Source organism: Geodermatophilus sp. SYSU D00766 (assembly GCF_054049915.1).
In genome coordinates this window covers 50,928-72,212 of sequence record NZ_JBJGYI010000026.1, presented here as the reverse complement: position 1 = coordinate 72,212, position 21,285 = coordinate 50,928, and the positions used below count along the sequence as shown (strand labels likewise).

Genomic DNA, 21,285 nt, shown 5'->3' with positions numbered 1-21,285 from the left:
GGCGGGACCCCCGCCCCGCGACCGCGCGCGGGGTGACCGCTGCCCCCGGGTCCGCCGCCGTGACGGCGCCCTGGGAGGTCATGGTCGGATCACTGCTCCTGGTCGGCGGCCTGCTGGGTCTGGTCCACGATGTCCTGCGGCGTCGCCTCGCCGGCGAACATCAGCGCGATCGCGTCGTTCATCGCACCGCCGACCGACGCCCCGAAGGCGGTGTCGAAGTAGAGCTGCACGTACGGCGCCGCGTCGCGGACCTCGAGCAGCTGGGCCAGCGCCGGGTCGGAGACGGCGCCCGCGGCGGCGGGGTTCGTCGGCAGACCCATGTCGTTCTCGGCGAAGCCCGTCTGCACCTCGTCGGAGAGCAGGTACTTCACGAGGTCGACCGCCTCGTCGGGAGCCTCCTGCGAGACGGCCCACGCGTCACCGCCACCGAGCTGGGCCTCGGGGTCACCCTCGCCGCCCTCGACCGCCGGGAACGGGAACCAGCCGGTCTTGTCGCCGAGACCCTGGCCGTCCTCGGTGAGGCCCTGCATGACGCCGGGCTCCCAGTGGCCGGTCAGCTCCATCGCGACCTGCCCCGTGGCGAGCAGGCCGGAGGCCGACGTGGCACCCTCCTGCGCCGGCGTCGTCAGGAAGCCGGGGTTGAAGGGCTCGGTGTCGATCAGCGTCTGGAGCTCCTCGCCGGCCTGCACGAAGCACGGGTCGGAGAAGTCGAGGCTGGTGACCGCGTCGGTCAGCACGTCCTCGGAGCAGGAGCGGACCGCCGTGTAGTACCAGTAGTGGGCGGCCGGCCACTTGTCGCCCCCACCGAGCGAGGCCGGCGTGATGCCGGCGCCCTTCAGGGTCTCGATGGTGGACGCCAGCTCCTCCATCGTGGTCGGCGGCGCCGTGATGCCCGCCTGCGCGAAGAGCTCGGTGTTGTACCAGAAGCCCACGACGCCGACGGAGAACGGCAGCGCGTAGGTCTGGTCCTCGACCTGCCAGCCCGACACCTGGCCGCCGATCTTGTCGATCTCCTCGGCCGCGTCCTCGGACAGGTCGCGGACCATGCCGGCCTCCACGTGGTCGGCGAGCTCGCCGCCGCCGCGCTCCATGTAGACGTCCGGCACGTCACCGCTCTGGAAGGCGGCCTCGAGCTTGTCGACCATGTCCTCGTGGGCCATGGCCACGACCTCGACCTCGACGCCCGGGTGGGCCTCCTCGAAGTCGGCGGCCACCTGCTCGTAGTAGCCCTTGCCGGGCTCGTTGTTCGAGTTGTGCCACCAGGTGATCGTGTTGTCGTCGCCTCCCGACGCGCTGCTGCCGCCACCGCCGCAGGCAGTGGCCGTGAGCAGTACCGCACTGCTGCACAGCACCGAGAGAGCTGCTCGCCCCGAACGCCGCATGTCTGACCCCTTCGTCCTTCCGCACGCCGTGGTGGCGTGGAACACACCACCGAAGGTCGCAGCCGGGACTTGCGCTGTCAATCGTTGTCGATAACGATTTCCTAGTGACCTGCTCCACATCTCCCGACGCCGTCCGCCGCACCGAGGGCACCGTGGTGGTGCGCTCCGCCGACGGCTCGCCCCGTGCGGACACCGACGTGGTGGTCGAGCAGACCCGCCACGACGTCGCCTTCGGCAACATCGGCTTCGACTTCGTGGGGTTGGCCAACGCCGAGCACGGCGGGGCGCGCGAGAACGTCTTCGGTGGCGCCGACCCGGAGGCGGCCGAGCGGCTCGAGCACCTCTGGCTGGACCTGTTCGACACCGCGACCCTGCCGTTCTACTGGGCCGGCTTCGAGCCGGTGCAGGGACGGCCCGACACCCGCCGTCTGCAGGCCGCGGCCGCGTGGTTCCGCGACCGGGGCGTGTCCGTCAAGGGCCACCCGCTGGTCTGGCACACGCTCGCCCCGGACTGGCTGCGGGAGCTCTCCGACCCCGACGTCGAGGAGACCGTGCGGGCGCGGGTCCGGCGCGAGGTCACGTCCTTCGCGGGGCTGGTGGACACCTGGGACGCCATCAACGAGGTCGTGATCATGCCCGTCTTCGCGAACGAGGACCGGCAGAACGCGATCACCCGGCTGTGCCGGCGCATCGGTCGCATCCCGACCATCCGCCTGGCCTTCGAGGAGGCCCGCGCGGCCAACCCGGCAGCCACCCTGGTCCTCAACGACTTCAACCTGTCGACGGCGTACGAGTGCCTGGTCGAGGGCGTGCTCGAGGCCGGCGTGCAGGTCGACGCGATCGGCCTGCAGAGCCACATGCACCAGGGCTACTGGGGTGAGGAGCGGACGCAGGAGGTGCTGGAGCGGTTCGCCCGCTACGGCCTGCCGCTGCACTGGACCGAGACGACGCTGGTGTCCGGGGACCTGATGCCCCCGGAGATCGAGGACCTCAACGACCACCGGGTCGAGGAGTGGCCCTCCACGCCCGAGGGCGAGGAGCGGCAGGCCGACGAGATCGTCCGCCACTACTCGACGCTGCTGTCCCACCCGGCGGTCGAGGCCGTGACCTACTGGGGGATCACCGACCGCGGCGCCTGGCTCGGTGCCCCCGCGGGACTGGTGCGCGCCGACGGCACCCCCAAGCCGGCCTACGACGCCCTCCGGGGCCTGGTCAAGGGGGAGTGGTGGCTGCCGCCGACCCGGCTGCGGACCGACGGCGAGGGCCGCGTGACGGTGCGCGGGTGGGCCGGGACCTACTCGGTCTCGGCGGGGGACCGCTGCGCGTCGTGGCAGCTGCGACCGGACGCCCCGTCGGCGGAGGTCACCCTGGCCTGACCGCCCCACCTCCCCACCGCACCGGCACCGCACGAGACAGGACGGACTCCCAACAGCATGGCCACCGACATCGACATCGACACCGACATCGACACCGGCAGCGACACCGAGCAGGCGCCCTGGCGCGACCCCGCCCTCCCTGCCCAGGACAGGGTGGCCGACCTCGTCCGGCGCATGACGCTGGAGGAGAAGGTCGCCCAGCTGTACGGCGTCTGGGTGGGCATCGACGCGACCGCGGGCGAGGTCGCCCCGCACCAGCACGAGATGGCCGCCGCGCCGGTGGACTGGGAGGAGCTGATCCGCAGCGGGCTCGGGCAGTTGACCCGGCCGTTCGGGACGGCGCCGGTCGACCCGCTCGTGGGGGCCAAGGGCCTCGCGGAGAGCCAGCGGCAGATCGTGGCCGCCGGCCGCCACGGCATCCCGGCGCTGGTGCACGAGGAGTGCCTCACCGGGCTCGCCGCCTGGACCGCGACCGCCTTCCCCTCGCCGCTGTGCTGGGCGGCCGGCTTCGACCCGGACCTCGTGGAGCGCATGGGCGCGCTCATCGGGCAGAGCATGCGCCGGCTCGGTGTCCACCAGGGGCTCGCCCCCGTCCTCGACGTCGCCCGCGACCTGCGGTGGGGACGGGTCGAGGAGACCATGGGCGAGGACCCGCACCTGGTGGGCACCATCGGCAGCGCCTACGTCCGCGGCCTGGAGTCCAGCGGCGTCGTCGCCACGCTCAAGCACTTCGTCGGCTACTCCGCCTCGCGGGCCGGGCGCAACCTCGCGCCGGTCTCCGCCGGCCCGCGGGAGATCGCCGACGTGCTGCTCCCGCCGTTCGAGATGGCCCTGCGGGCGGGCGCCCGGTCGGTGATGAACTCCTACACCGACCTCGACGGCGTGCCCTCGGCGGCCGACCCGGCGCTGCTCACGTCCCTGCTGCGGGAGACCTACGGGTTCACCGGCACCGTGGTCGCCGACTACTTCTCGATCGCCTTCCTGCAGACCCTGCACGGCGTCGCCGGGTCGCCGGGTGAGGCGGCCGCGCGTGCCCTCGAGGCGGGCATCGACGTGGAGCTGCCCACCGTGGCCTGCTACGGCGAGCCGCTGGTCGAGGCGGTGCGCGCCGGGGCCGTGGACGAGGGCCTGGTGGACCGGGCGCTGCACCGCGTGCTGCTGCAGAAGTGCGAGCTGGGCCTGCTCGACCCCGACTGGTCGCCGGACTCGCCGGCCGTCGTCGACGGCGCGGTCGACCTCGACTCCGCGGAGTCGCGCGCCGTCGCGGGGGAGCTCGCCCGCCGCTCGGTGGTCCTGCTCGCCAACGACGGGACACTGCCGCTGCGGCCCGGGCTGCGCCTGGCCGTGGTGGGCCCCCGCGCCGACACCGCGCAGGCGGTGCTCGGCTGCTACTCGTTCCCGATGCACGTCGGCGTGCACCACCCCGAGGTGCCCGTGGGCGTCGACATCCCGACGCTCGCCGACGCGCTGCGGGCGGACCCGGCGGCGTACGACGTCGTCGTCGCCGAGGGCTGCCCGGTGCTGGGCGGCGACGACGAGGGCATCGCGGCCGCCGCGCGGGCCGCGGCCGAGGCCGACGTGTGCGTCGCCGTCCTCGGCGACCAGGCCGGCCTGTTCGGCAACGGCACGTCGGGGGAGGGCTGCGACGCCGTGGACCTCCGGCTGCCCGGCCGCCAGGAGGAGCTGCTCGAGGCGCTGCTGGCGACGGGGAGGCCGGTCGTGCTGGTCCTGCTCGTCGGGCGTCCCTACGAGCTGTCGCGCCAGGTCGACCGGCTCGCCGCGGTCGTCTGCGGGTTCTTCCCCGGCGAGGAGGGCGGGCCGGCGGTCGCCGACGTCCTCAGCGGCCGGGTGTCCCCGTCGGGCCGGCTGCCGGTGAGCTTCCCGCGCGCGGGGAGCAGCCAGCCGGCGACCTACCTCGCGGCGCCCCTGGGCCGGCGCACCGACGTGAGCACCGTCGACCCGACCCCGCTGTTCCCCTTCGGGCACGGGCTGGGGTACGGCTCGGCGACCTGGGCCGGCGTCCGCGCGGTCGGCGGACCGGAGTGGGACACCGACGGCACCGCCGAGCTGGAGGTCGAGCTCCGCAACGACACCGAGCGCGAGGTCACCGAGGTGGTCCAGGTGTACCTGCACGACCCCGTCGCCGAGGTGGTCCGGCCGGTGCAGGCCCTCCTCGCCGCCCGGCGGGTCGACCTCGCGCCGGGGTCCGCGGCCACCGTGCGGTTCACCCTGCACGCCGACCTCACCTCGTTCACCGGGCGCGACGGCACCCGGGTCGTCGACCCCGGCGAGGTGGAGCTGCGGGTGGGCGCCTCCAGCGCCGACGTGCGCGAGGTGCTGCCCTTCACGCTGACCGGCGACCGCCGCACGGTCGGGTTCGAGCGGGTGCTGCACCCCGAGAGCGCCGTCTCGCGGAGCGGGGACTGATGCCGCAGACCGACCTCCCGCTGGAGGAGCTCCGGCGCTACGACCCGCGGCTCCCGGCGCCGGACGACCTGTGGGGGTTCTGGGACGCCACCCTGGAGGAGGCGGCCGAGATCCCGCTGGACGCGTCGTGCACCCCGGTCGACACCGGCCTGGTGACCGTCGAGACCCGGGACGTGTCCTTCGCCGGCGCCGGCGGGTCCGAGGTGCGGGCCTGGCTGCACCTGCCCGCGCGCGCCCTGCGCGGGGACGCTCCCCTTCCCGGGGTCGTCCAGTTCCAGGGCTACAACGGCGGGCGGGGCCTGCCCCACGAGCACGTCCTCTGGGCGTCGGCGGGGTTCGCGCAGCTCGTCGTCGACACCCGCGGGCAGGGGAGCGGCTGGACCGTGGGGGACACCGGCGACCCGGTCGGCTCCGCGGCCGCCCAGCCCGGGTTCCTGACCCGGGGCGTGCTGTCCCCGCAGGACTACTACTACCGGCGCGTCTACACCGACGCCGTCCGGGCGGTCGAGGTGCTGCGCGGCCACCCGGAGGTCGACGGCGACCGGGTCGCGGTGACCGGCATCAGCCAGGGCGGCGGCATCGCGCTGGCCGTCTCGGCGCTCGCCGGCGGGGTGCGGGCGGTCCTGCCCGACGTGCCGTTCCTCTGCGACTTCCCGCGGGCCGCGCGCACCGCCGCCGGCGACCCGTACGCCGAGATCGTGCGGTACCTCGGGGCGCACCGCGACCGCGTCGACCGCGTCTTCGCGACGCTCGCCTACTTCGACGGCGCGGTCCTCGGCCGCCGGTCGTCGGCGCCGGCCCTGTTCTCCGTCGCCCTCATGGACGAGGTCTGCCCGCCGTCGACGGTGTTCGCGGCGTACAACGCCTACGGCGGCCCCAAGGAGATCGAGGTCTACCCGTTCAACGACCACGAGGGCGGGGAGGCGCACCAGCAGCGTGCCCAGCTCTCCTGGCTGCGCCGCCGACTCGGGGGAGAGGGGGTCTGATGCTGCGCGCCCGCCTCACCGTCGACCGGGCCCGCCCGGTGGGTCCGGTGTCCCGCCGGCTCTTCGGCGCCTTCGTCGAGCACATGGGGCGCGGCGTCTACGGCGGCATCCACGAGCCGGGGCACCCGACGGCGGACGAGGACGGGTTCCGCCGGGACGTCATCGACCTGGTCAGGGAGATGGGGGTGACGGCGGTCCGCTACCCCGGCGGGAACTTCGTCTCCGGCTACCGGTGGGAGGACGGCGTCGGCCCGCGCGAGGAGCGCCCCGTCCGCCTGGACCTGGCCTGGCACAGCACCGAGACCAACGAGGTCGGGCTGCACGAGTTCGCCGCGTGGCTGGAGTCGGTCGGCGCCGAGCTCGTGCTCGCCCTCAACCTCGGCACCCGCGGGATCCAGGAGGCGCTGGACCTGCTCGAGTACGCGAACCTGCCGTCCGGGACGACGCTCGCCGAGCAGCGGATCCGCAACGGGCGCCGGCAGCCGTTCGACGTGCGGATGTGGTGCCTCGGCAACGAGATGGACGGCCCCTGGCAGCTCGGCCAGCGGTCCGCGGCGGACTACGGCGAGCTCGCCGCCCGGACCGCCAAGGCCATGCGGCAGTTCGACCCGGACCTCGAGCTGGTCGCCTGCGGCTCCTCGGGCGCCGGCATGCCGACCTTCGGCGAGTGGGAGCGGGTCGTCCTCACCCACGCCTACGACGACGTCGACCACATCTCCTGCCACGCGTACTACGAGGAGAAGGACGGCGACCTCGGCTCCTTCCTCGCCTCGGCGACGGACATGGACCAGTTCATCGAGACGGTCGTCGCCACCGCCGACCACGTGAAGGCCGTCCGCAAGAGCACGAAGACGATCGACGTCTCCTTCGACGAGTGGAACGTCTGGTACCTCTCGAGGGTCCCGGCCGGCCTCGCGAGGCGGATCGACGACTGGCCCGTCGCGCCGCCGATCAGCGAGGAGCCCTACACCGTGGCCGACGGCGTCGTCGTGGGCAGCCTGCTGATGTCGCTGCTCCGGCACGCCGACCGGGTGACGAGCGCCGCGATGGCGCAGCTCGTCAACGTGATCGCCCCGATCGCAGCCGAGCCCCAGGGGCCGGCGTGGCGCAAGTCGACGTTCTTCCCGTTCGCGACGACCTCCCGCCTGGCGCGCGGCGTCTCCCTCCGGGTGGGCGTCGACTGCCCCTCCTACGACACCGCCGCGTACGGGGAGGTGCCCGTCGTCGACGCCGCCGCCACGGCCGACGACGGAGGCGCCGCGCTCTTCCTCGTGAACCGCTCGCGGACGGAGGAGGCGGAGGTGACCGTCGACCTCGCGCCGCTGGGCGTGGACACCGTCGCGGAGGCACTCACGCTGTCCGACCCGGACCCGTACGCGGCGAACACCACCGACCGGCAGGACCGGGTCGGGCTCCGGCCCAGCCCCCGGGCCGAGGTGGCCGGGGGCACGCTCCGCGTGACCCTGCCGCCGGTCTCCTGGACGGCGGTCTCCCTCTCCTGACCCGCGGGGCCGGCCGAACGCGGGGAGGGGACGGGGACCGGTCAGAACCCGGACGCGGTCAGCCAGTCCAGGAACGCGGGGAACCAGGCGTCCGAGGGAGCCCCCTGCGGCGTGATGCCGAAGCCGTGCCCGCCCCGGGCGTAGGCGTGGGCCTCGACCGGGGCGCCGGCGCGCCGCCAGGCGTCGTAGAGGCGGAGCGAGCTGTCGACGATCGTGTCGCCGAGTGCGTCGTCGGTGGCCCAGGCGAGGAACATCGGCGGCGCCGGCTCGGGCACCGGGATCCCGTCCCACCACGCCGGGTAGACCGGCGCGACGAACGACGGCCGCTCGGCGGCGGTCCCGTCGAGGGTGGTCACCAGCGACACGAACGCGCCGGCGGAGAACCCGAGCATGCCGATCCGGTCGGGGTCCAGGCCCCAGCCGGCGGCGTGGTCCCGCACGTGGCGCACCGCCGCAGCGCCGTCGGCCAGGGCCGGTGCCCGCTGCGCCCGCGAGACGCCGGCGACGTACGCCGGCTCGCCGAACACCCGCTCCAGCACGGCCCCGAACTCCGGCTCGGCGACCGGGGTGGGCACGACCCGGTAGTGGAGCACGAAGGCGGCGATGCCCCGCTCGGCGAGCCGCTCGGCCACCCACGCCCCCTCGTTGTCGACGGAGAGGAAGTGCAGGCCGCCACCGGGGGCGACCACCACGCCGGTCCCGGTGCGCCTGCCCGGGGCCGGGAGGTGGGCGGTCAGCGTGGCGGCGGCGACGTTGCGGAGGTTCCGCCGGTCGTCGGGGTCCCAGGGGAGGCGGAAGACGATCGGGGCGTCCGCCGCCTCGTGCTCGCCGAGCGGAACGGGCTTCAGGCGCTGCACGTGCGCTCCTCGTGGTGGGTCCTCGCGGTCGCCAGGTGCTACCTCCGCGCCAGGGCCGCCAGGGCGGCCTCGATCCGCTGCCGCGTGTCGTCGGAGGTCCACCCGGCGACGACGGCCGCGTCGTCGCCGGAGGTCGCCTCGATCGCCGCGTCGGCGGGGCGGTGCAGGGCGGCCTTGGTCAGCCGGTAGGACCGCGGTGAGCGGCCGGCCAGTTCGGCGGCCAGCCCGACCGCCCGCGGCAGCAGCTCGCCGGGCTCGGCGAGCTCGTCGACCACCCCCAGGGCCAGCGCCCGCTCACGGTCGGCGGTCTGCGCCCCGAGCAGCACCCGGCCGGCGCGGGGGCCGAGCGCGTGCCGGGCGATCTCCAGGGCGGCGGTCGGGAAGGGGACGCCGACGGCCAGCTCGGTCAGCCCGATCCGCCCGCCCGACATCAGCCGCAGGTCGCAGGCCAGGACCAGCACGCAGCCGCCGGCGACGGCGTGCCCGTTGACCGCGGCGACCGTGGGCCGGGGGTGGTCGAACACGGCGCGGAACGTGCGCGACAGCGCCGTCAGCAGCGCCTCGGTGTAGGGCCGGCCGCCGTCGAGGATCCGGCGCAGGTCCACCCCGGCGGAGAACGACGAGCCGGTGCCGGTGAGCACCAGCGCGCGGTCGGACGCGGTGACCGCCCCGGTGAGGGCGTCGAGCAACTCCACGTCGAGGGCGCCGACCCGGCCGTGCTCGATGCGCAGGACGGCGACGTCGCCGTGCTCCTCGGTGACCAGCACCGCGTCATCATCCACCCGCACGGTGCCCCGCGGCGGGGCCGTCCCGGAGCGGTCCGGAGCGGCCCCTGGACGCTCCGGGTGTCAGACGGTCTCGGGTACCCGGAGGTGGGCGAGGACGAGGTCCATCTCGGCCACGTCGAGGACGTCGACCCCCATGGTCCGGACGCCCTCCTCGCGCAGCGTGCGGGCCTGCTCCCGCGACTGCTCGAGGGCGGCCCGGCCGTCGAAGACCACCGTGCCGACGGCGTCACCGGTCTCCCGGTCGACGAGCATGCTCAGGCTGCAGAAGCCGGGCATCTCCTGGATCCGCGGCGCCAGGCGGGTGCGGTAGGCGTCGAGCAGGTCGTCCACCCGGCCGGCGTCGCCGTGGATCCAGGTCAGCCGTGCGCACGCGCCGTCCCCGCTGGTGTGCTCGCGGTGGAGGACGGCGATCTCCCACTCGCGCACCTCGAGGTCGTCGCCCGCCCCGAAGCGGTCCATCAGTTCCCGGCGCATCGGCGCGACGCGCTCGGCGCTGGCCTCCATGGCCTGCCGGTCGGCCCAGGCCGACGTCGCGATGCACCGGCCGGTCTCGCGGTCGCAGACCATCGACAGGCCCACGCAGCCGGTCATGTCCCGCACGGCCGGCCAGACCTCGTCCCGCACGTAGGCGATGGCGTCGTCCATCGAGCCGGGGGTGCCGCGGATGGTGGTGGATCGGGCGTACATGCCACCCTCCCTTCGGACGGCGGCGACGCCCCTGCGGCATCGCCGCTCTCCCGAGGGTCCTCCCTCGCCGGGTGCCGGACAACGGCCCGCCGCGCGGCGGGCCGCCGTCCCGGGGCGCGCTCAGCCGCCGTCGTCGACGCGGGTCTCGGTGGCCCGGTAGCCGCCGCCGGGCCACTCCCACCGGCCGTCGACGGTGCCGGCGGCGCGGTCGATCGTGCCGTGGAAGCGCGCGGGGGAGTCCTTCGCGCCGTGCCAGACGGTGAGCTCGTCGCCGTCGACCTCCCAGACGTACTCGAGCGCGAAGGAGCAGTACGGGCCGGGGCCCTCGTTGCTGAAGAACATCGAGCGCAGCGTCTGCTGGGCGTGGTCGTAGCCGATGTACTCGGCGCCGTCGCGCTCGTCCCCGTCGATCCGCACCTGCTGCACGAGGAAGTGGCCGCCCTCGAGCCAGCGCCGGGTCACCGTGCCGGTGAAGGGCGCGCCGCCGTCGAGGTCGATGCCCTCGAGGCGCCACGTGCCGGCCAGCACGTCGAGGTCGCGCAGCCTCGGGTGCGGCTCGGGGGCGCGGGGTCCGCCGGTCTGCTCGGCGCGCTCGGGCTCGGTCATGACGGGGTCCTCTCGGGAGGGGCGGGGGCGGTGCGTCGAGTACGCAGACCCCCGCGGCGGGCGGGAGTCATCGCCGCCCCGACCCTCGCGAGCACGTCGTGCGAGCAGTACGGCTAGAAGGCGTAGTGCAGGACGATCGTCCCCTTCCGCGACCACGACGTGCTCAGCGCCGACAGCCGGTAGTACAGCCGCCAGAACGGCGGGAACTGCGCGATCTCGGGCTCGCGGCTGAGCAGGATCTCCCGGACCAGGTGCAGGCGGGGGTTCCAGCGCTCGGGTTCCCGGGGGTCGTCGAAGCCGGGGTTCCTGAGCAGGTCCGCGACGCCCTTCGTGCCGGGGACGTGCTTGGTCGCCCAGATCGCGAAGCGGGAGTAGCTGTTGAAGGCGATCTCCCCCGTGGGGAAGTGGGCGACCAGCCGGTCGAGCAGGGAGGCCATCTCCTCCCGGCTGAGGAACCCCATCAGGCCGTCGGCGACGACCACGGCCGGCCGGTCGGTGGGGAGGGCGTCGAGCCAGGCCTCGTCCCTGACGTCCGCGGCGGTGCCGTGCGGGTTCGCGGAGTCCGGCAGGACGCGCTCCCGGGCGTCCGCCACCGCGGGGAGGTCGACGTCGTACCAGTCGGCGGTCGGCGGCGGGCGGATGCGGGACGCCCGGCTGTCCAGCCCGGCGCCGAGGTCGAGCCCGACGGCCTCCGGGTGGCGGGCCAGGAAGCCCGACGCCACCTCGTCGAGCCGCTTGGCGCGCAGCGCGCAGGTGTTGACCAGGTTGGCGTCGATGTGCAGCGGCCCGTAGTCGTAGTCCAGCGCGCGGACCACCTCGTCGGCCACGGCGTCGCCGAGGACCGGGCGCGGCGAGCGGTTGTCGAGCGCCCGGCAGCACAGCGTCAGGTACAGGCTGTCTTCCAGCGGCGGGAAGGCCGGGAGGGCGATGGCCATCGGGAGCCCCCTCGGGTCGGCGGGGGAGGTCGAGGAACCGCTCAGGGGTTCACTGCACCGCTCCCGGACGCGCGGGGCCAGGGCCGTTCGGCCCCGCCCCTGCGGGCACGCCGGTGCGGACGGCGGCGAGGACGCACACGTCGTCGTCGCGCTCGACGGCGGTGTGGCTGCCCTCGATGACGTCGCGCACGAGCCGGGCCGCGCTGCCCGTGCGGCTGCGGGCGACGACGGACACGAGGCGGTCGACGCCCTGGTCGAGGTCCGCGTCGCGGCGCTCCACCAGCCCGTCGGTGTAGAGGAGCAGGGTCCCGCCGACCTCGAGGGTGGTCCTGCCCACGGGGTAGGCCGCGTCGGCGGTGACGCCGAGCGCGCGTCCCCGGGCGCCGTCGAGGAGCGTCACCGAGCCGGCCGGCGTCTGCAGCAGCCCGTACGGGTGGCCCGCGGCGGCGTACTCCACCGCGCCGGTGGCCAGGTCGAGGAGCAGCACCGACGCCGTCGCCATCGCCGGGGCCAGCGAGCCGATGAGCAGCGCGTTGAGGCACGCGAGCACCTGGCCGGGGCCGCGGCCGTCGCCGACGTGGGCGCGCATGGCCCCGCTCAGGCGGGCCATGAGCCCGACGGCGGGAGGGCCGTGCCCCACGACGTCGCCGATCGCCAGGACGAGCCGGCCGTCGGGCGCGGGGAACACGTCGAACCAGTCGCCGCCCAGGCGGACCTCCTGCGAGGCGCCGAGGTAGCGGGCGGCGAGGTCCAGGCCCGGGACGGTCGGCAGCGGGGGGAGCAGGCTGCGCTGCAGGTCCTGCAGCACCTGGCGCTGCCGGCCCAGGGTGGCCTGCAGCTCCTGCTCCAGACGGCGGACCTCGGTGACGTCGCGGGCGATGGCCGCCACCCCGACGATCGGGCCGCCGGGCGTGCGGACCGGGAAGAACGACTCGATCCAGGTGCGCGTCGTGCTCGGGTCGGCCGGCGTGCTGCCGGTGATCTCCACGTCCCGCAGCGGCTCGCCGGTGTCGAGGACCCGCCGCAGCAGGGGTTCGGCCGCGGCGCGCAGCTCGGGCACGACGTCGAACACCGGCCGGCCCTCGTGCTCGGCGACGGACGGGCCGTTCATCGCGGCCAGCTCCTCGTTGATCCGCAGGAAGCGCATCCCGGGGTCGATCAGCGCGAAGCCGATCGGGGCGTCGTGGAGCAGGGTGGAGACGATCGCGGCCTCCGACTGCGCCAGGTGGCGCAGCCGCTCCTCCCGGCTCAGGTCGATGACCACCGCGACCCACTCGTAGGGGTCCCAGCTCAGCGCGGCCAGCGCCGCGAGCACGGGCACGCGGCTGCCGTCCGGGCGCCGGAACTCCTTCTGGAAGAACGTCGACCCGGTGCGGCGCACCGCGTCGACCGCCCCGGCGTCACGCTCGGCCTGGTCGGGCGGGGTGATCGCCGGCCAGGCGATCCCGCCGTCGAGCGCGGCGCGCTCCAGGCCCAGGATGCGCAGCAGCTCGTCGTTCGCCTGCTCGATGAGGTCGCCGGTCCCCGAGGCCATGCCGACGGCGTCCCCGGCGAAGAGCGCGTCCAGCCCCCGGGCCCGGCGGAGGAGGTCGGCCGATGGAGGGCCCGCGTCCATCACGGCCGGGGAGTCTGCCAGGATCTCCGGCGCGATCGCGATGGGTCACCTCGGCGTGACCCGCAGAGCCGTCAGCTGACCGGCCACGCCGCCCCTCCCGGACTCCGGAGCACACCCTGACCGACACCTCCCGCACCCCACCCCCGCCGACGCCGCCCACCGCCTCCGAGGCGGCGACCGAGCGCCGGACCACCGACCCGGTGCCGGCCGGGTCCGCCGGTGAGGTCCGGCTGGTCCACTGGCGGGCCGCCGGGGTCAGCGTGGTGCTGGCCACCGGCACGGTGGGCGGGCTGCTGCCCTCGATCGTCCACTGGGGCGAGGACCTCGGTGAGCTGGGGGAGGAGGACCTGGCCGCCCTGGACGTGGCCGCGACGCCGTCGGTGGGGGACCACCCGACCGACGTGGTGGTCCGGCTGACCCCGCTGCCCGAGCACGCCCGCGGCTGGGTCGGCCGGCCGGGGCTGGAGGGGTCGCGGGCCGGCCGCGACTGGTCCCCGGTCCTGCGGCTGCGGTCCCAGGAGCTCACCGACCCCGGTGCGGGGACCGCCCGGCTCGTGGCCACCGCCGACGACCCGGTCGCCGGGCTGGAGGTGTCCCTCGAGCTCGAGCTCACCCCCTCGGGCCTGCTGCGGGCCCGGGCGCGGCTGACGAACACCGCCGCGGAGCCCTACCGGCTCGACGCGCTGCGCCTGGTGCTGCCGGTGCCGCCGCAGGCCGTCGAGCTGCTGGACCTCACCGGCCGGCACACGATGGAGCGGGTGCCGCAGCGCACGCCGTTCGCCGCCGGGCTGCACTCCCGGGAGGTGCGCACCGGCCGCACCGGGCTGGACGCGGTGCACCTGCTCTGCGCCGGCACCCCCGGCTTCTCCTCCGCCGAGGGCGAGGTCTGGGCGGTGCACCTGGGCTGGTCGGGCAACCAGGTGCACTACGCGGAGAAGCTGCACAACGGGGCGCGCGTGCTCGGCGCCGGGGAACTGCTGCTGTCCGGGGAGGTGGAGCTGGCGCCCGGGGCCTCCTACGACTCCCCGTGGCTGTTCGCCTCCCACGGCCGGGGCCTCGACGCCGTCGCCGGCCGGTTCCACACCTGGCTGCGCGCCCGCCCCACGCACCCGGCCCGCCCGCGGCCGGTGACGCTGAACACCTGGGAGGCGGTGTACTTCGACCACGACCTCGGCCGGCTCACCGGGCTGGCCGAGACCGCCGCCCGGCTCGGCATCGAACGCTTCGTCCTCGACGACGGCTGGTTCGGCTCCCGCCGCGACGACACCTCCGGCCTCGGGGACTGGCGGGTGTCGGCCGACGTCTGGCCCCACGGCCTGCACCCCCTGCTCGACCGCGTGCACGAGCTCGGCATGGAGTTCGGGCTGTGGGTGGAGCCGGAGATGGTCAACCTCGACTCCGAGCTGGCCCGCGCGCACCCGGAGTGGCTGTTCAGCGCCGGCGGGCGCGTCGGCGACCCCTCCCGCAACCAGCACGTGCTCGACCTGGCCCACGCGGGCGCCTACGAGCACGTGCGCAGCCACCTGCAGGCGCTGCTCGACGAGTACGACATCGCCTACCTGAAGTGGGACCACAACCGCTATCTGGTCGACGCCGGGCACACGCCGGGCGGGGAGCCGGGGGTGCACGCCCAGACGCTGGCGACCTACCGGCTGCTCGACGAGCTGCGGGCGGCCAACCCGGGCCTGGAGATCGAGTCCTGCGCCTCCGGCGGGGGCCGGGTCGACCTGGGCATCCTGCAGCGCACCGACCGGGTGTGGGCCTCGGACACCAACGACGCGCTCGAGCGCCAGGGCATCCAGCGGTACACCCAGCTCCTGCTGCCCCCGGAACTGGTCGGCACGCACGTGGGGCCGCCGCGCTCGCACACCACCGGCCGCACCCACGACCTGTCCTTCCGCGCCGGCACCGCGCTGTGGGGGCACATGGGCGTCGAGTGGGACCTCGCGGGCGTCCCAGACGGCGAGCTGGAGGAGCTGGCCGCCTGGATCGCGCTGCACAAGCGGCTGCGCCCGCTGCTGCACCGCGGCACCGTCGTCACCGGCGACCACCCCGACCCGCAGGTGCAGGTGCACGGCGTCGTCGCGCCCGACCGCGGCGACGCCCTGTACGCGCTGGTCGCCGTCGGCCGCTCGGTCACCTGGCCGCCGGGCCCGGCCCGGCTGCCCGGCCTGGACCCCGACCGCCGCTACCGCGTGCGCCTGCAGCCCCCGGGCGTCGACACCGGCGGCGCCTGGCCCGGCCTGCCCCCCTGGTGCGCCGGCGAGGACGGCGTCGTCCTCCCCGGCCGCGTCCTCGCCCGCGCCGGGCTGCAGGTCCCGCCGGTGCACCCCGAGCACCTGCTGCTGGTCCGGGCCACCGCCGTGGCCGACGGCTGAGGGCGGCCGTCGTGCAGGTGCGGCCGCGCGGGCTCGTCCTGCTCGTGGCGCTCGCCTCCGCCGTCGCCCAGGCCTTCGGCCGGTTCTCCTACGCGCTGCTGCTGCCGGCGATCAACCGCGACCTGCTGGGCTCCTACGCGGTGGCGGGGCTGGTCGCAACGGCCAACGTCACCGCCTACCTCCTGGGGACGGTGGCCGTCAGCGCGCTGTCCCGCCGGGCGCGGCCGGCCGCGATGATCCAGGCCGGGCTGGCCTGCAGCGCCGTCGGCCTGGCGCTGCTCACCCGGGCCGGCGGCGTCGGGGGGCTGGCCGCCGGGCTGACGCTGACCGGCGTGGGCGGCGCGTTCATCTGGGTGCCGGCCCCCGGGCTCGCGGGCTCGGTGGTCCGCCCGTCGCGCCGCGGCGCGGCCATCGGCGTCGCCGGGTCGGGCATCGGCGGCGGGATCGTCTTCGCCAGCGCCCTGACCTGGGTGCTGCAATCCCGCGGCGGCGACGCCTCGTGGCGGACGGTCTACCTGGTGGAGACGGCGATCGCGGTGGTCGCGCTCGTCCTGTGCCTGCTGCTGCTCCGCCCGGCCCAGCACCGCGACGACGACGCCCCGGTCCGCACCGCCCCGCTGCGGCGGGTCCCCGGCTGGATCGGGCTGACCGGCGGCTACGCCGCCTACGGCCTGGCCTACTCCGTCTACACCAGCTACCTGGTGACCGCGCTGGAGGACGACGCCGGCTTCTCGGCCGGCCACGCGTCGGCGGTCTACACCCTGGTCGGCGTCGGGCTGGTCGCCGGCGGGGTGGTGCTCGGGCCGCTGTCGGACCGCTGGGGGCGCGGCGCCACGCTCGTCGGCGGCTACCTGGCGATGGCCGGCGCCATCCTGCTCGTCCCGCTGGGCCGCGAGCCCCTGGCCTCGGCGTCGGCCCTGGTGTTCGGGCTGACGATGTCCGGGCTGCCGGCGGTCATCGCCGCCCGCCTGTCGGACTTCCTGACCCCCCGGGAGTTCGCCGGCGCCTTCGGCCGCTGCACGCTCGCCTTCGGCCTGGCCCAGCTGTGCGGGCCCCCGCTCGGTGGCGCCCTCGCCGAGGCGACCGGCGCCTTCCTCGTCCCGTTCCTCCTCGCCGGGCTCGCCGCGGTGGCCGGCGCCGTCCTCAGCGTCGACGTCCTGCGCGCTCCGGCCGCGGGCCCGCCGGGGAGGTGACCCCGGCGCGCCCGCGACCCCTCACCGGCCCGGTGGCGGACCTGCGTCGTCCCCCGCCGCGAGCGGGCCGGCGCGGTCGTCGGCCGCCTCGGGCGCGGGTGCGAACAGCCGCTCCTCGTCCAGCGCCGAGGTCTGCACGACCAGGACGTCGCAGACGGCGTTGCGCACGACGCCGGCCGGCACCGACCCCAGCATCTGCCCCTCGCTGGCGCCCAGCCCGCGGTTGCCGACGACGATGAGGTTGGCCGGGTTGTTGCCGACGGTGTCGAGCAGGGCCTGCGCCGGGTCGCCGGCGACCAGCCGCTGCTCGATGAACCGGGCGCGCTCGCGGGTCAGGCCGGTGACCGACCTCCCCAGCGCCTCCCGGGCGGCGTCGGCGCCGTGGATGTCACGGTGCACCTTGCTGCCCGGGGCCGGGGCGGCATCCGGCGCGCCGTCGCGGTAGGCCGTGACGACGACCAGCCGCGCCTGGGCGGCCTGGGCCACCTCGGCGGCGCGGTCGACGGCGTACAGGCTGGTCGGCGTGCCGTCGGACCCGACCACGACCCGGTCGTAGACGGTGATGCTGCGCCTGCTGCCCAGCGGCACGATCGGGGACTCGTCGGCCTCGTCGGGCGGGTTGACCCACAGCATCGCCACCGCGCCGATGGCGAGCAGGATGCCGGCGAGTCGGATCGCGTTGGCCCCGCTGCCGCCGAGCAGGTTGGTGAAGATCCAGCCGAACGTCACCGTCTGGATGAGCATCGGCACGACGATCATCATGTTGAGGATCCCCATGTAGACCCCGGTGCGGTTGGCCGGGACCATGCTGGCGACCATCAGGTACGGGATGCCGACCGCGCTGGCCCAGAAGACGCCCAGCCCGATCATCGGGATCAGCGCGACGTACTGGTTGTCGATCTGCGCCAGCCAGATCAGCGACGCCGCGGCCAGACCGAGAGCCACCGCGTGCACCCGCTTGGCGCCGATCCGGCGGGCGAGACCCACCAGGAACAGCGCGGAGACCATGGTCACGAAGTTGTAGGCGGCGTTCTCCAGCCCGCTCCAGGCGATGGCGTCGTCCCAGGCGGGCCCGCCCTCCTCGGGCGTGGCACCGAAGACCGTCTCGCCGAGACTGACCGCCAGGAACTGCCAGTAGATGAACATGGCGTACCACTGGAAGAGGAACACCACGCCGATCTTGTGCATGGCCACCGGCATGACCCGGACGGCGTCGGCGATCTCGCGGACGGCGTGGTGCAGGCCCTTGGGCGCGGAACGGATCTCGGCGAGTTCCTCGTCGGAGGGGGTCAGTTCCTTCGTGCGAGCCATCGCGGTCAGGACCGTCAGCAGGATGCAGAACGTGCCGATGAGGAAGCAGACGTACATCCAGTAGGGCACGCCGTTCCCGGCGGTCTCCTGCAGCGCCGACACCTTCTGCAGGAGGAACAGCGACAGGTTCGCCAGCACCGCGCCGGCCCCGGTGAACATGCTCTGCGTCAGGAATCCCCGCGCCAGCTGCGACTTGGGCAGCCGGTCGGAGATCAGCGCCCGGTAGGGCTCCATCGAGGTGTTGTTGCCGGCGTCGAGGAGCCAGAAGCAGATCACGGCCAGCCACAGCACCCCGACGAACGGGAACGCGGCCAGGATGATCGCGCAGAGGATCGCGCCGCCGATCACGAACGGGCGACGGCGTCCCCAGCGGGGACTCCAGGTGCGGTCGCTGATCGCCCCGATCAGCGGTTGGATGACCAGCCCGGTCACCGGCCCGGCGAGGTTGAGGATCGGGAGCTGCTCGGGTGTCGCACCGATGAGCAGGAACAGCGGGTTCACCGCCGACTGCGTGAGTCCGAAACTGAACTGCACCCCGAAGAACCCGAGGTTCATCATCAGGATGGCGCCGCCCGACATCAGCGGTTTGCGCTCGACCTGCTCGGTACCCGCGGAAACGGACTCTGACATCGTGGCGGTCATGGCGACCCCTTCGGCCGACGCGATCCCGGTCAGATCAGCGCCGCGACGCTAAGCCCGCCGTGGAGAGGCCGCAACACGACTGCCGAATTTCGCGGAAATGCCTGTTCAGGCTCTCGCGGGCCACACCGGAGTCGATCACGGATCCGGTTGTCCAGGCAACGAAATGGCGATCCTGAATTCCTGTTCCGCCATTCCCGGCCGTTTCTCGACTCGACGGGACGGGCGCCGTGTAATACCGTTCCGCGGACACGTGCGGACAACGCCGGTGCGTCGACACTCGAAGAGGAGACGACCGTGAGTGTGTGGAAGTCCATCGTGGTCGGCGTCGACGGGTCACCCGGGAGTCGCAAGGCGCTGACCTGGGCCGCCGCGGAGGCCGCCGACCACGGGGCGGACCTGGTCGTCGTCAACGTGTGGGAGCACACGCTGCTGCCACCGGCGGGCAGCGTCAGCGTCTCGGAGCACTACGTGCCCGACCCGAGCCAGCGCACCGCCGAGGACCTGGTGCAGGTCATCAAGGAGGAGCTCGGCGAGGACCCGCCGGTGCTGGTGCACCCGCACGTCAAGCAGGGCCGGCCGGCCAAGACGCTCATCGACCAGTCCGCGAACGCCGACCTGCTGGTGGTCGGCAAGCGCGGTCACGGCGGCTTCGCCGGGCTGGTGCTCGGGTCGGTCAGCCAGCACGTCGTGGCCTACGCCCGCTGTCCGGTGACCGTCGTCCACTGAGGGACGACGGGCGGGTCAGGACGCGCCGGCCGCGGTCTCGCGCGCCTGCGGCGCGTCGGTCGCGGCCCAGCTCGCCAGCAGCCGCAGCGCGTCCTCCGACGCGGTGCCGGGTTCGGCGGTGTAGGCGGTCAGCTGCAGGTCCTCGGGGCCCTCGGTCGGCAGCGTCGTGGAGTGGTAGACCAGCTCCAGGGTGCCCACCGCGGGGTGCCGGAACGTCTTGGTCCCGGTGCGGTGGATGCGCACGTCGTGCGCCGCCCATCGGGTGCGGAACTCCTCGCTGAGGGTGGACAGCTCCCCGACGAGCTCGCGCAGGTCCCGGTCGTGCGGATCGCGCCCGGCCTCGGTGCGCAGGATGGCCGCGGTGGTGTTCGCCGCGCCGTCCCAGTCCGGGTGGAACGCCCGGGCCCGGGGGTCCAGGAACTGGAAGCGGGCGATGTTCGCCGGCCGGCGGGGGGCGTCGAACACCTGCGAGTGCAGCGCCCGCCCGAGGGTGTTGGCGGCCAGGACGTCCGTGTCCACGTCCCGACGGTAGGGCGGCCGCCCGCCGGAGGGAGGTCGAGCCTCTCCCCCCGACGAGCTCGACCTCTCACGCCGGGGGGAGACGGGGTTCCGTGGTGGGCAGTCACCCGAGGACCCGAACACCGAGAGAGGGAGTCAACCGTGCGAGGAACGCTGCTGTACGCCCCCGGCGACGTCCGCGTCGAGGACCGCGAGATGCCACGGATCGAGCAGCCCACCGACGCCGTCATCCGGCTGGCCGCCGCCTGCGTGTGCGGCTCGGACCTGTGGCCCTACCGCGGCATCGAGCAGGTGGACGGCCCCTCACCGATGGGCCACGAGTACGTCGGCGTCGTCGAGGAGGTCGGCAGCGAGGTCACCACCGTCCGCCCCGGCCAGTTCGTCGTCGGCTCCTTCTTCGCCTCCGACAACACTTGCGAGATCTGCCGGGCCGGCTACCAGACCCACTGCGTCAACCGGCAGCCCGGCGCCGCCACCGGCGCGCAGTCGGAGTACGTCCGCGTCCCGCTGGCCGACGGCACGCTGGTCGCCACGCCCGGCACGCCGCCGGACGACCTGGTCCCCGGCCTGCTCGCCGCCTCCGACGTGCTGGGCACCGGCTGGTTCGCCGCCGTCGCCGCCGAGGTCGGGCCCGGCAAGACCGTCGCCGTGGTCGGCGACGGCGCCGTCGGCCTGCTCGGGATCCTCGCCGCCCGGCAGCTCGGCGCGGAGCGGGTCATCGCCTCCAGCCGGCACGCCGACCGGCAGGCGCTGGCCCGGGAGTTCGGCGCCACCGACGTCGTGACCGAGCGCGGCGCCGAGGGGGTCGCGGCGGTGCGGGAGCTCACCGGCGGGCTGGGCGCGCACTCGGTGATCGAGGCCGTCGGCACGCAGGAGTCGATGATGCAGGCCATCGGCGCCACCCGCGCCGGCGGCCACGTCGGCTACGTCGGCGTCACCCACGACGTCTCGCTGCCCGGTGAGGCGCTGTTCTCCTCCGGCGTGCACCTGCACGGCGGGCCCGCCCCGGTCCGCCGCTTCCTGCCGGAGCTGATCGACCTCATCTGGAGCCGGACCATCGACCCGGGGCGGGTCTTCGACCTGGAGCTGCCGCTGGAGCAGGCCGCCGAGGGCTACCGGGCGATGGACGAGCGCCGCGCCATCAAGACCCTGCTCCGCCCCTGACCTCGCGGGCGGGGCGCGGGAGTTCCTCGGACCCTGGCGCCCCGGCGGCCGCCGCGGGACCCTTGCCCGTGGCCAGGGAGGCCACCGCGCCGCCGTCCGGCGCCGGCCGGAACGCCGACGGCGGCCGCGCCGTTCTGCTGGGGGCACCACCGGTGGTTCCCCCGCCCCGTCGTCGAAGAGAGCCATGAGTC

General features: G+C 74.8%; 17 protein-coding genes. 8 read left to right on the top strand and 9 right to left on the bottom strand.

The features are described from left to right. Positions 1-89: 89 nt before the first annotated feature. The gene (locus tag ACI8AD_RS17615) at positions 90-1,352 is read right to left on the bottom strand and encodes an extracellular solute-binding protein (protein WP_456871817.1); all 1,263 of its coding nucleotides are present in this window, start codon (positions 1,350-1,352) and stop codon (positions 90-92) included. 134 nt (positions 1,353-1,486) lie between these two features. Between ACI8AD_RS17615 and ACI8AD_RS17610 the strand changes: the two genes are divergently transcribed. Genes ACI8AD_RS17610 through arfA form a run of 4 tightly spaced genes read left to right on the top strand, consistent with a single transcriptional unit; the run spans position 1,487 to position 7,673 of the window. After that, positions 1,487-2,758, top strand: coding sequence for an endo-1,4-beta-xylanase (locus tag ACI8AD_RS17610; RefSeq protein WP_456871816.1), 1,272 nt, complete (start codon positions 1,487-1,489; stop codon positions 2,756-2,758). A 57-nt stretch (positions 2,759-2,815) separates the two neighbouring features. Continuing rightward, the gene (locus ACI8AD_RS17605) at positions 2,816-5,185 is read left to right on the top strand and encodes a beta-xylosidase/alpha-l-arabinosidase (protein WP_456871815.1); all 2,370 of its coding nucleotides are present in this window, start codon (positions 2,816-2,818) and stop codon (positions 5,183-5,185) included. Then, positions 5,185-6,171: an acetylxylan esterase gene (locus ACI8AD_RS17600; RefSeq protein WP_456871814.1), complete on the top strand. Its 987-nt coding sequence runs from the start codon at positions 5,185-5,187 to the stop codon at positions 6,169-6,171. The genes ACI8AD_RS17605 and ACI8AD_RS17600 overlap by 1 nt, the downstream gene beginning before the upstream one ends. Continuing rightward, a complete protein-coding gene (gene arfA / locus ACI8AD_RS17595) occupies positions 6,171-7,673 on the top strand; it encodes an arabinosylfuranosidase ArfA (RefSeq protein ID WP_456871813.1) in 1,503 nt (500 codons plus the stop codon). Before ACI8AD_RS17600 ends, arfA begins: the two co-directional genes overlap by 1 nt. A 41-nt stretch (positions 7,674-7,714) precedes the next feature. On the opposite strand, the gene ACI8AD_RS17590 is transcribed toward arfA, so the two are convergent. The 6 genes from ACI8AD_RS17590 to ACI8AD_RS17565 form a co-directional block, all read right to left on the bottom strand. After that, the gene (locus ACI8AD_RS17590; RefSeq protein WP_456871812.1) at positions 7,715-8,530 is read right to left on the bottom strand and encodes an alpha/beta hydrolase; all 816 of its coding nucleotides are present in this window, start codon (positions 8,528-8,530) and stop codon (positions 7,715-7,717) included. 38 nt (positions 8,531-8,568) lie between these two features. Continuing rightward, positions 8,569-9,297: an enoyl-CoA hydratase/isomerase family protein gene (locus tag ACI8AD_RS17585; protein WP_456871811.1), complete on the bottom strand. Its 729-nt coding sequence runs from the start codon at positions 9,295-9,297 to the stop codon at positions 8,569-8,571. Positions 9,298-9,378: 81 nt separating this feature from the next. Further along, entirely contained in the window at positions 9,379-10,005 is a 627-nt protein-coding gene (locus ACI8AD_RS17580; RefSeq protein WP_456871810.1) for an antibiotic biosynthesis monooxygenase, read from the bottom strand. 120 nt (positions 10,006-10,125) lie between these two features. Continuing rightward, positions 10,126-10,611, bottom strand: a complete 486-nt coding sequence (locus tag ACI8AD_RS17575) for a hypothetical protein (protein ID WP_456871809.1) — start codon at positions 10,609-10,611, stop codon at positions 10,126-10,128. Between the two features lie 113 nt (positions 10,612-10,724). Beyond that, positions 10,725-11,546, bottom strand: coding sequence for a class I SAM-dependent methyltransferase (locus ACI8AD_RS17570; protein ID WP_456871808.1), 822 nt, complete (start codon positions 11,544-11,546; stop codon positions 10,725-10,727). Between the two features lie 49 nt (positions 11,547-11,595). Further along, positions 11,596-13,161, bottom strand: a complete 1,566-nt coding sequence (locus ACI8AD_RS17565; RefSeq protein ID WP_456871819.1) for a SpoIIE family protein phosphatase — start codon at positions 13,159-13,161, stop codon at positions 11,596-11,598. A gap of 200 nt (positions 13,162-13,361) precedes the next feature. Between ACI8AD_RS17565 and ACI8AD_RS17560 the strand changes: the two genes are divergently transcribed. Beyond that, positions 13,362-15,539 (top strand): alpha-galactosidase, encoded by a 2,178-nt coding sequence (locus ACI8AD_RS17560; RefSeq protein WP_456871807.1) that lies wholly within the window; start codon positions 13,362-13,364, stop codon positions 15,537-15,539. 11 nt (positions 15,540-15,550) lie between these two features. Then, a complete protein-coding gene (locus ACI8AD_RS17555; protein ID WP_456871806.1) occupies positions 15,551-16,732 on the top strand; it encodes an MFS transporter in 1,182 nt (393 codons plus the stop codon). Between the two features lie 21 nt (positions 16,733-16,753). Here the strand turns inward: ACI8AD_RS17555 and ACI8AD_RS17550 are convergent, their stop codons facing one another. After that, positions 16,754-18,673: an MFS transporter gene (locus ACI8AD_RS17550; protein ID WP_456871805.1), complete on the bottom strand. Its 1,920-nt coding sequence runs from the start codon at positions 18,671-18,673 to the stop codon at positions 16,754-16,756. Positions 18,674-18,979: 306 nt separating this feature from the next. Between ACI8AD_RS17550 and ACI8AD_RS17545 the strand changes: the two genes are divergently transcribed. Then, on the top strand, positions 18,980-19,411 hold the full coding sequence (locus ACI8AD_RS17545; RefSeq protein ID WP_456871804.1) for a universal stress protein: 432 nt from the start codon (positions 18,980-18,982) through the stop codon (positions 19,409-19,411). A 15-nt stretch (positions 19,412-19,426) separates the two neighbouring features. Here ACI8AD_RS17545 and ACI8AD_RS17540 read toward each other — a convergent pair whose 3' ends face one another. Beyond that, positions 19,427-19,930: an MmyB family transcriptional regulator gene (locus ACI8AD_RS17540; protein WP_456871803.1), complete on the bottom strand. Its 504-nt coding sequence runs from the start codon at positions 19,928-19,930 to the stop codon at positions 19,427-19,429. A gap of 141 nt (positions 19,931-20,071) precedes the next feature. Between ACI8AD_RS17540 and ACI8AD_RS17535 the strand changes: the two genes are divergently transcribed. Beyond that, complete coding sequence (locus ACI8AD_RS17535; protein ID WP_456871802.1) at positions 20,072-21,094, top strand: zinc-dependent alcohol dehydrogenase family protein; 1,023 nt, start codon at positions 20,072-20,074, stop codon at positions 21,092-21,094. Positions 21,095-21,285: the final 191 nt, after the last annotated feature.

Bases quoted from the DNA above. Each gene is read 5' to 3' on its own strand.
- ACI8AD_RS17580 (WP_456871810.1), bottom strand. From the start codon at position 10,005: ATGTACGCCCGATCCACCACCATCCGCGGCACCCCCGGCTCGATGGAC.
- ACI8AD_RS17565 (WP_456871819.1), bottom strand. From the start codon at position 13,161: ATGGACGCGGGCCCTCCATCGGCCGACCTCCTCCGCCGGGCCCGGGGG.
- arfA (WP_456871813.1), top strand. From the start codon at position 6,171: ATGCTGCGCGCCCGCCTCACCGTCGACCGGGCCCGCCCGGTGGGTCCG.
- ACI8AD_RS17575 (WP_456871809.1), bottom strand. From the start codon at position 10,611: ATGACCGAGCCCGAGCGCGCCGAGCAGACCGGCGGACCCCGCGCCCCC.
- ACI8AD_RS17605 (WP_456871815.1), top strand. From the start codon at position 2,816: ATGGCCACCGACATCGACATCGACACCGACATCGACACCGGCAGCGAC.
- ACI8AD_RS17550 (WP_456871805.1), bottom strand. From the start codon at position 18,673: ATGTCAGAGTCCGTTTCCGCGGGTACCGAGCAGGTCGAGCGCAAACCG.
- ACI8AD_RS17570 (WP_456871808.1), bottom strand. From the start codon at position 11,546: ATGGCCATCGCCCTCCCGGCCTTCCCGCCGCTGGAAGACAGCCTGTAC.
- ACI8AD_RS17600 (WP_456871814.1), top strand. From the start codon at position 5,185: ATGCCGCAGACCGACCTCCCGCTGGAGGAGCTCCGGCGCTACGACCCG.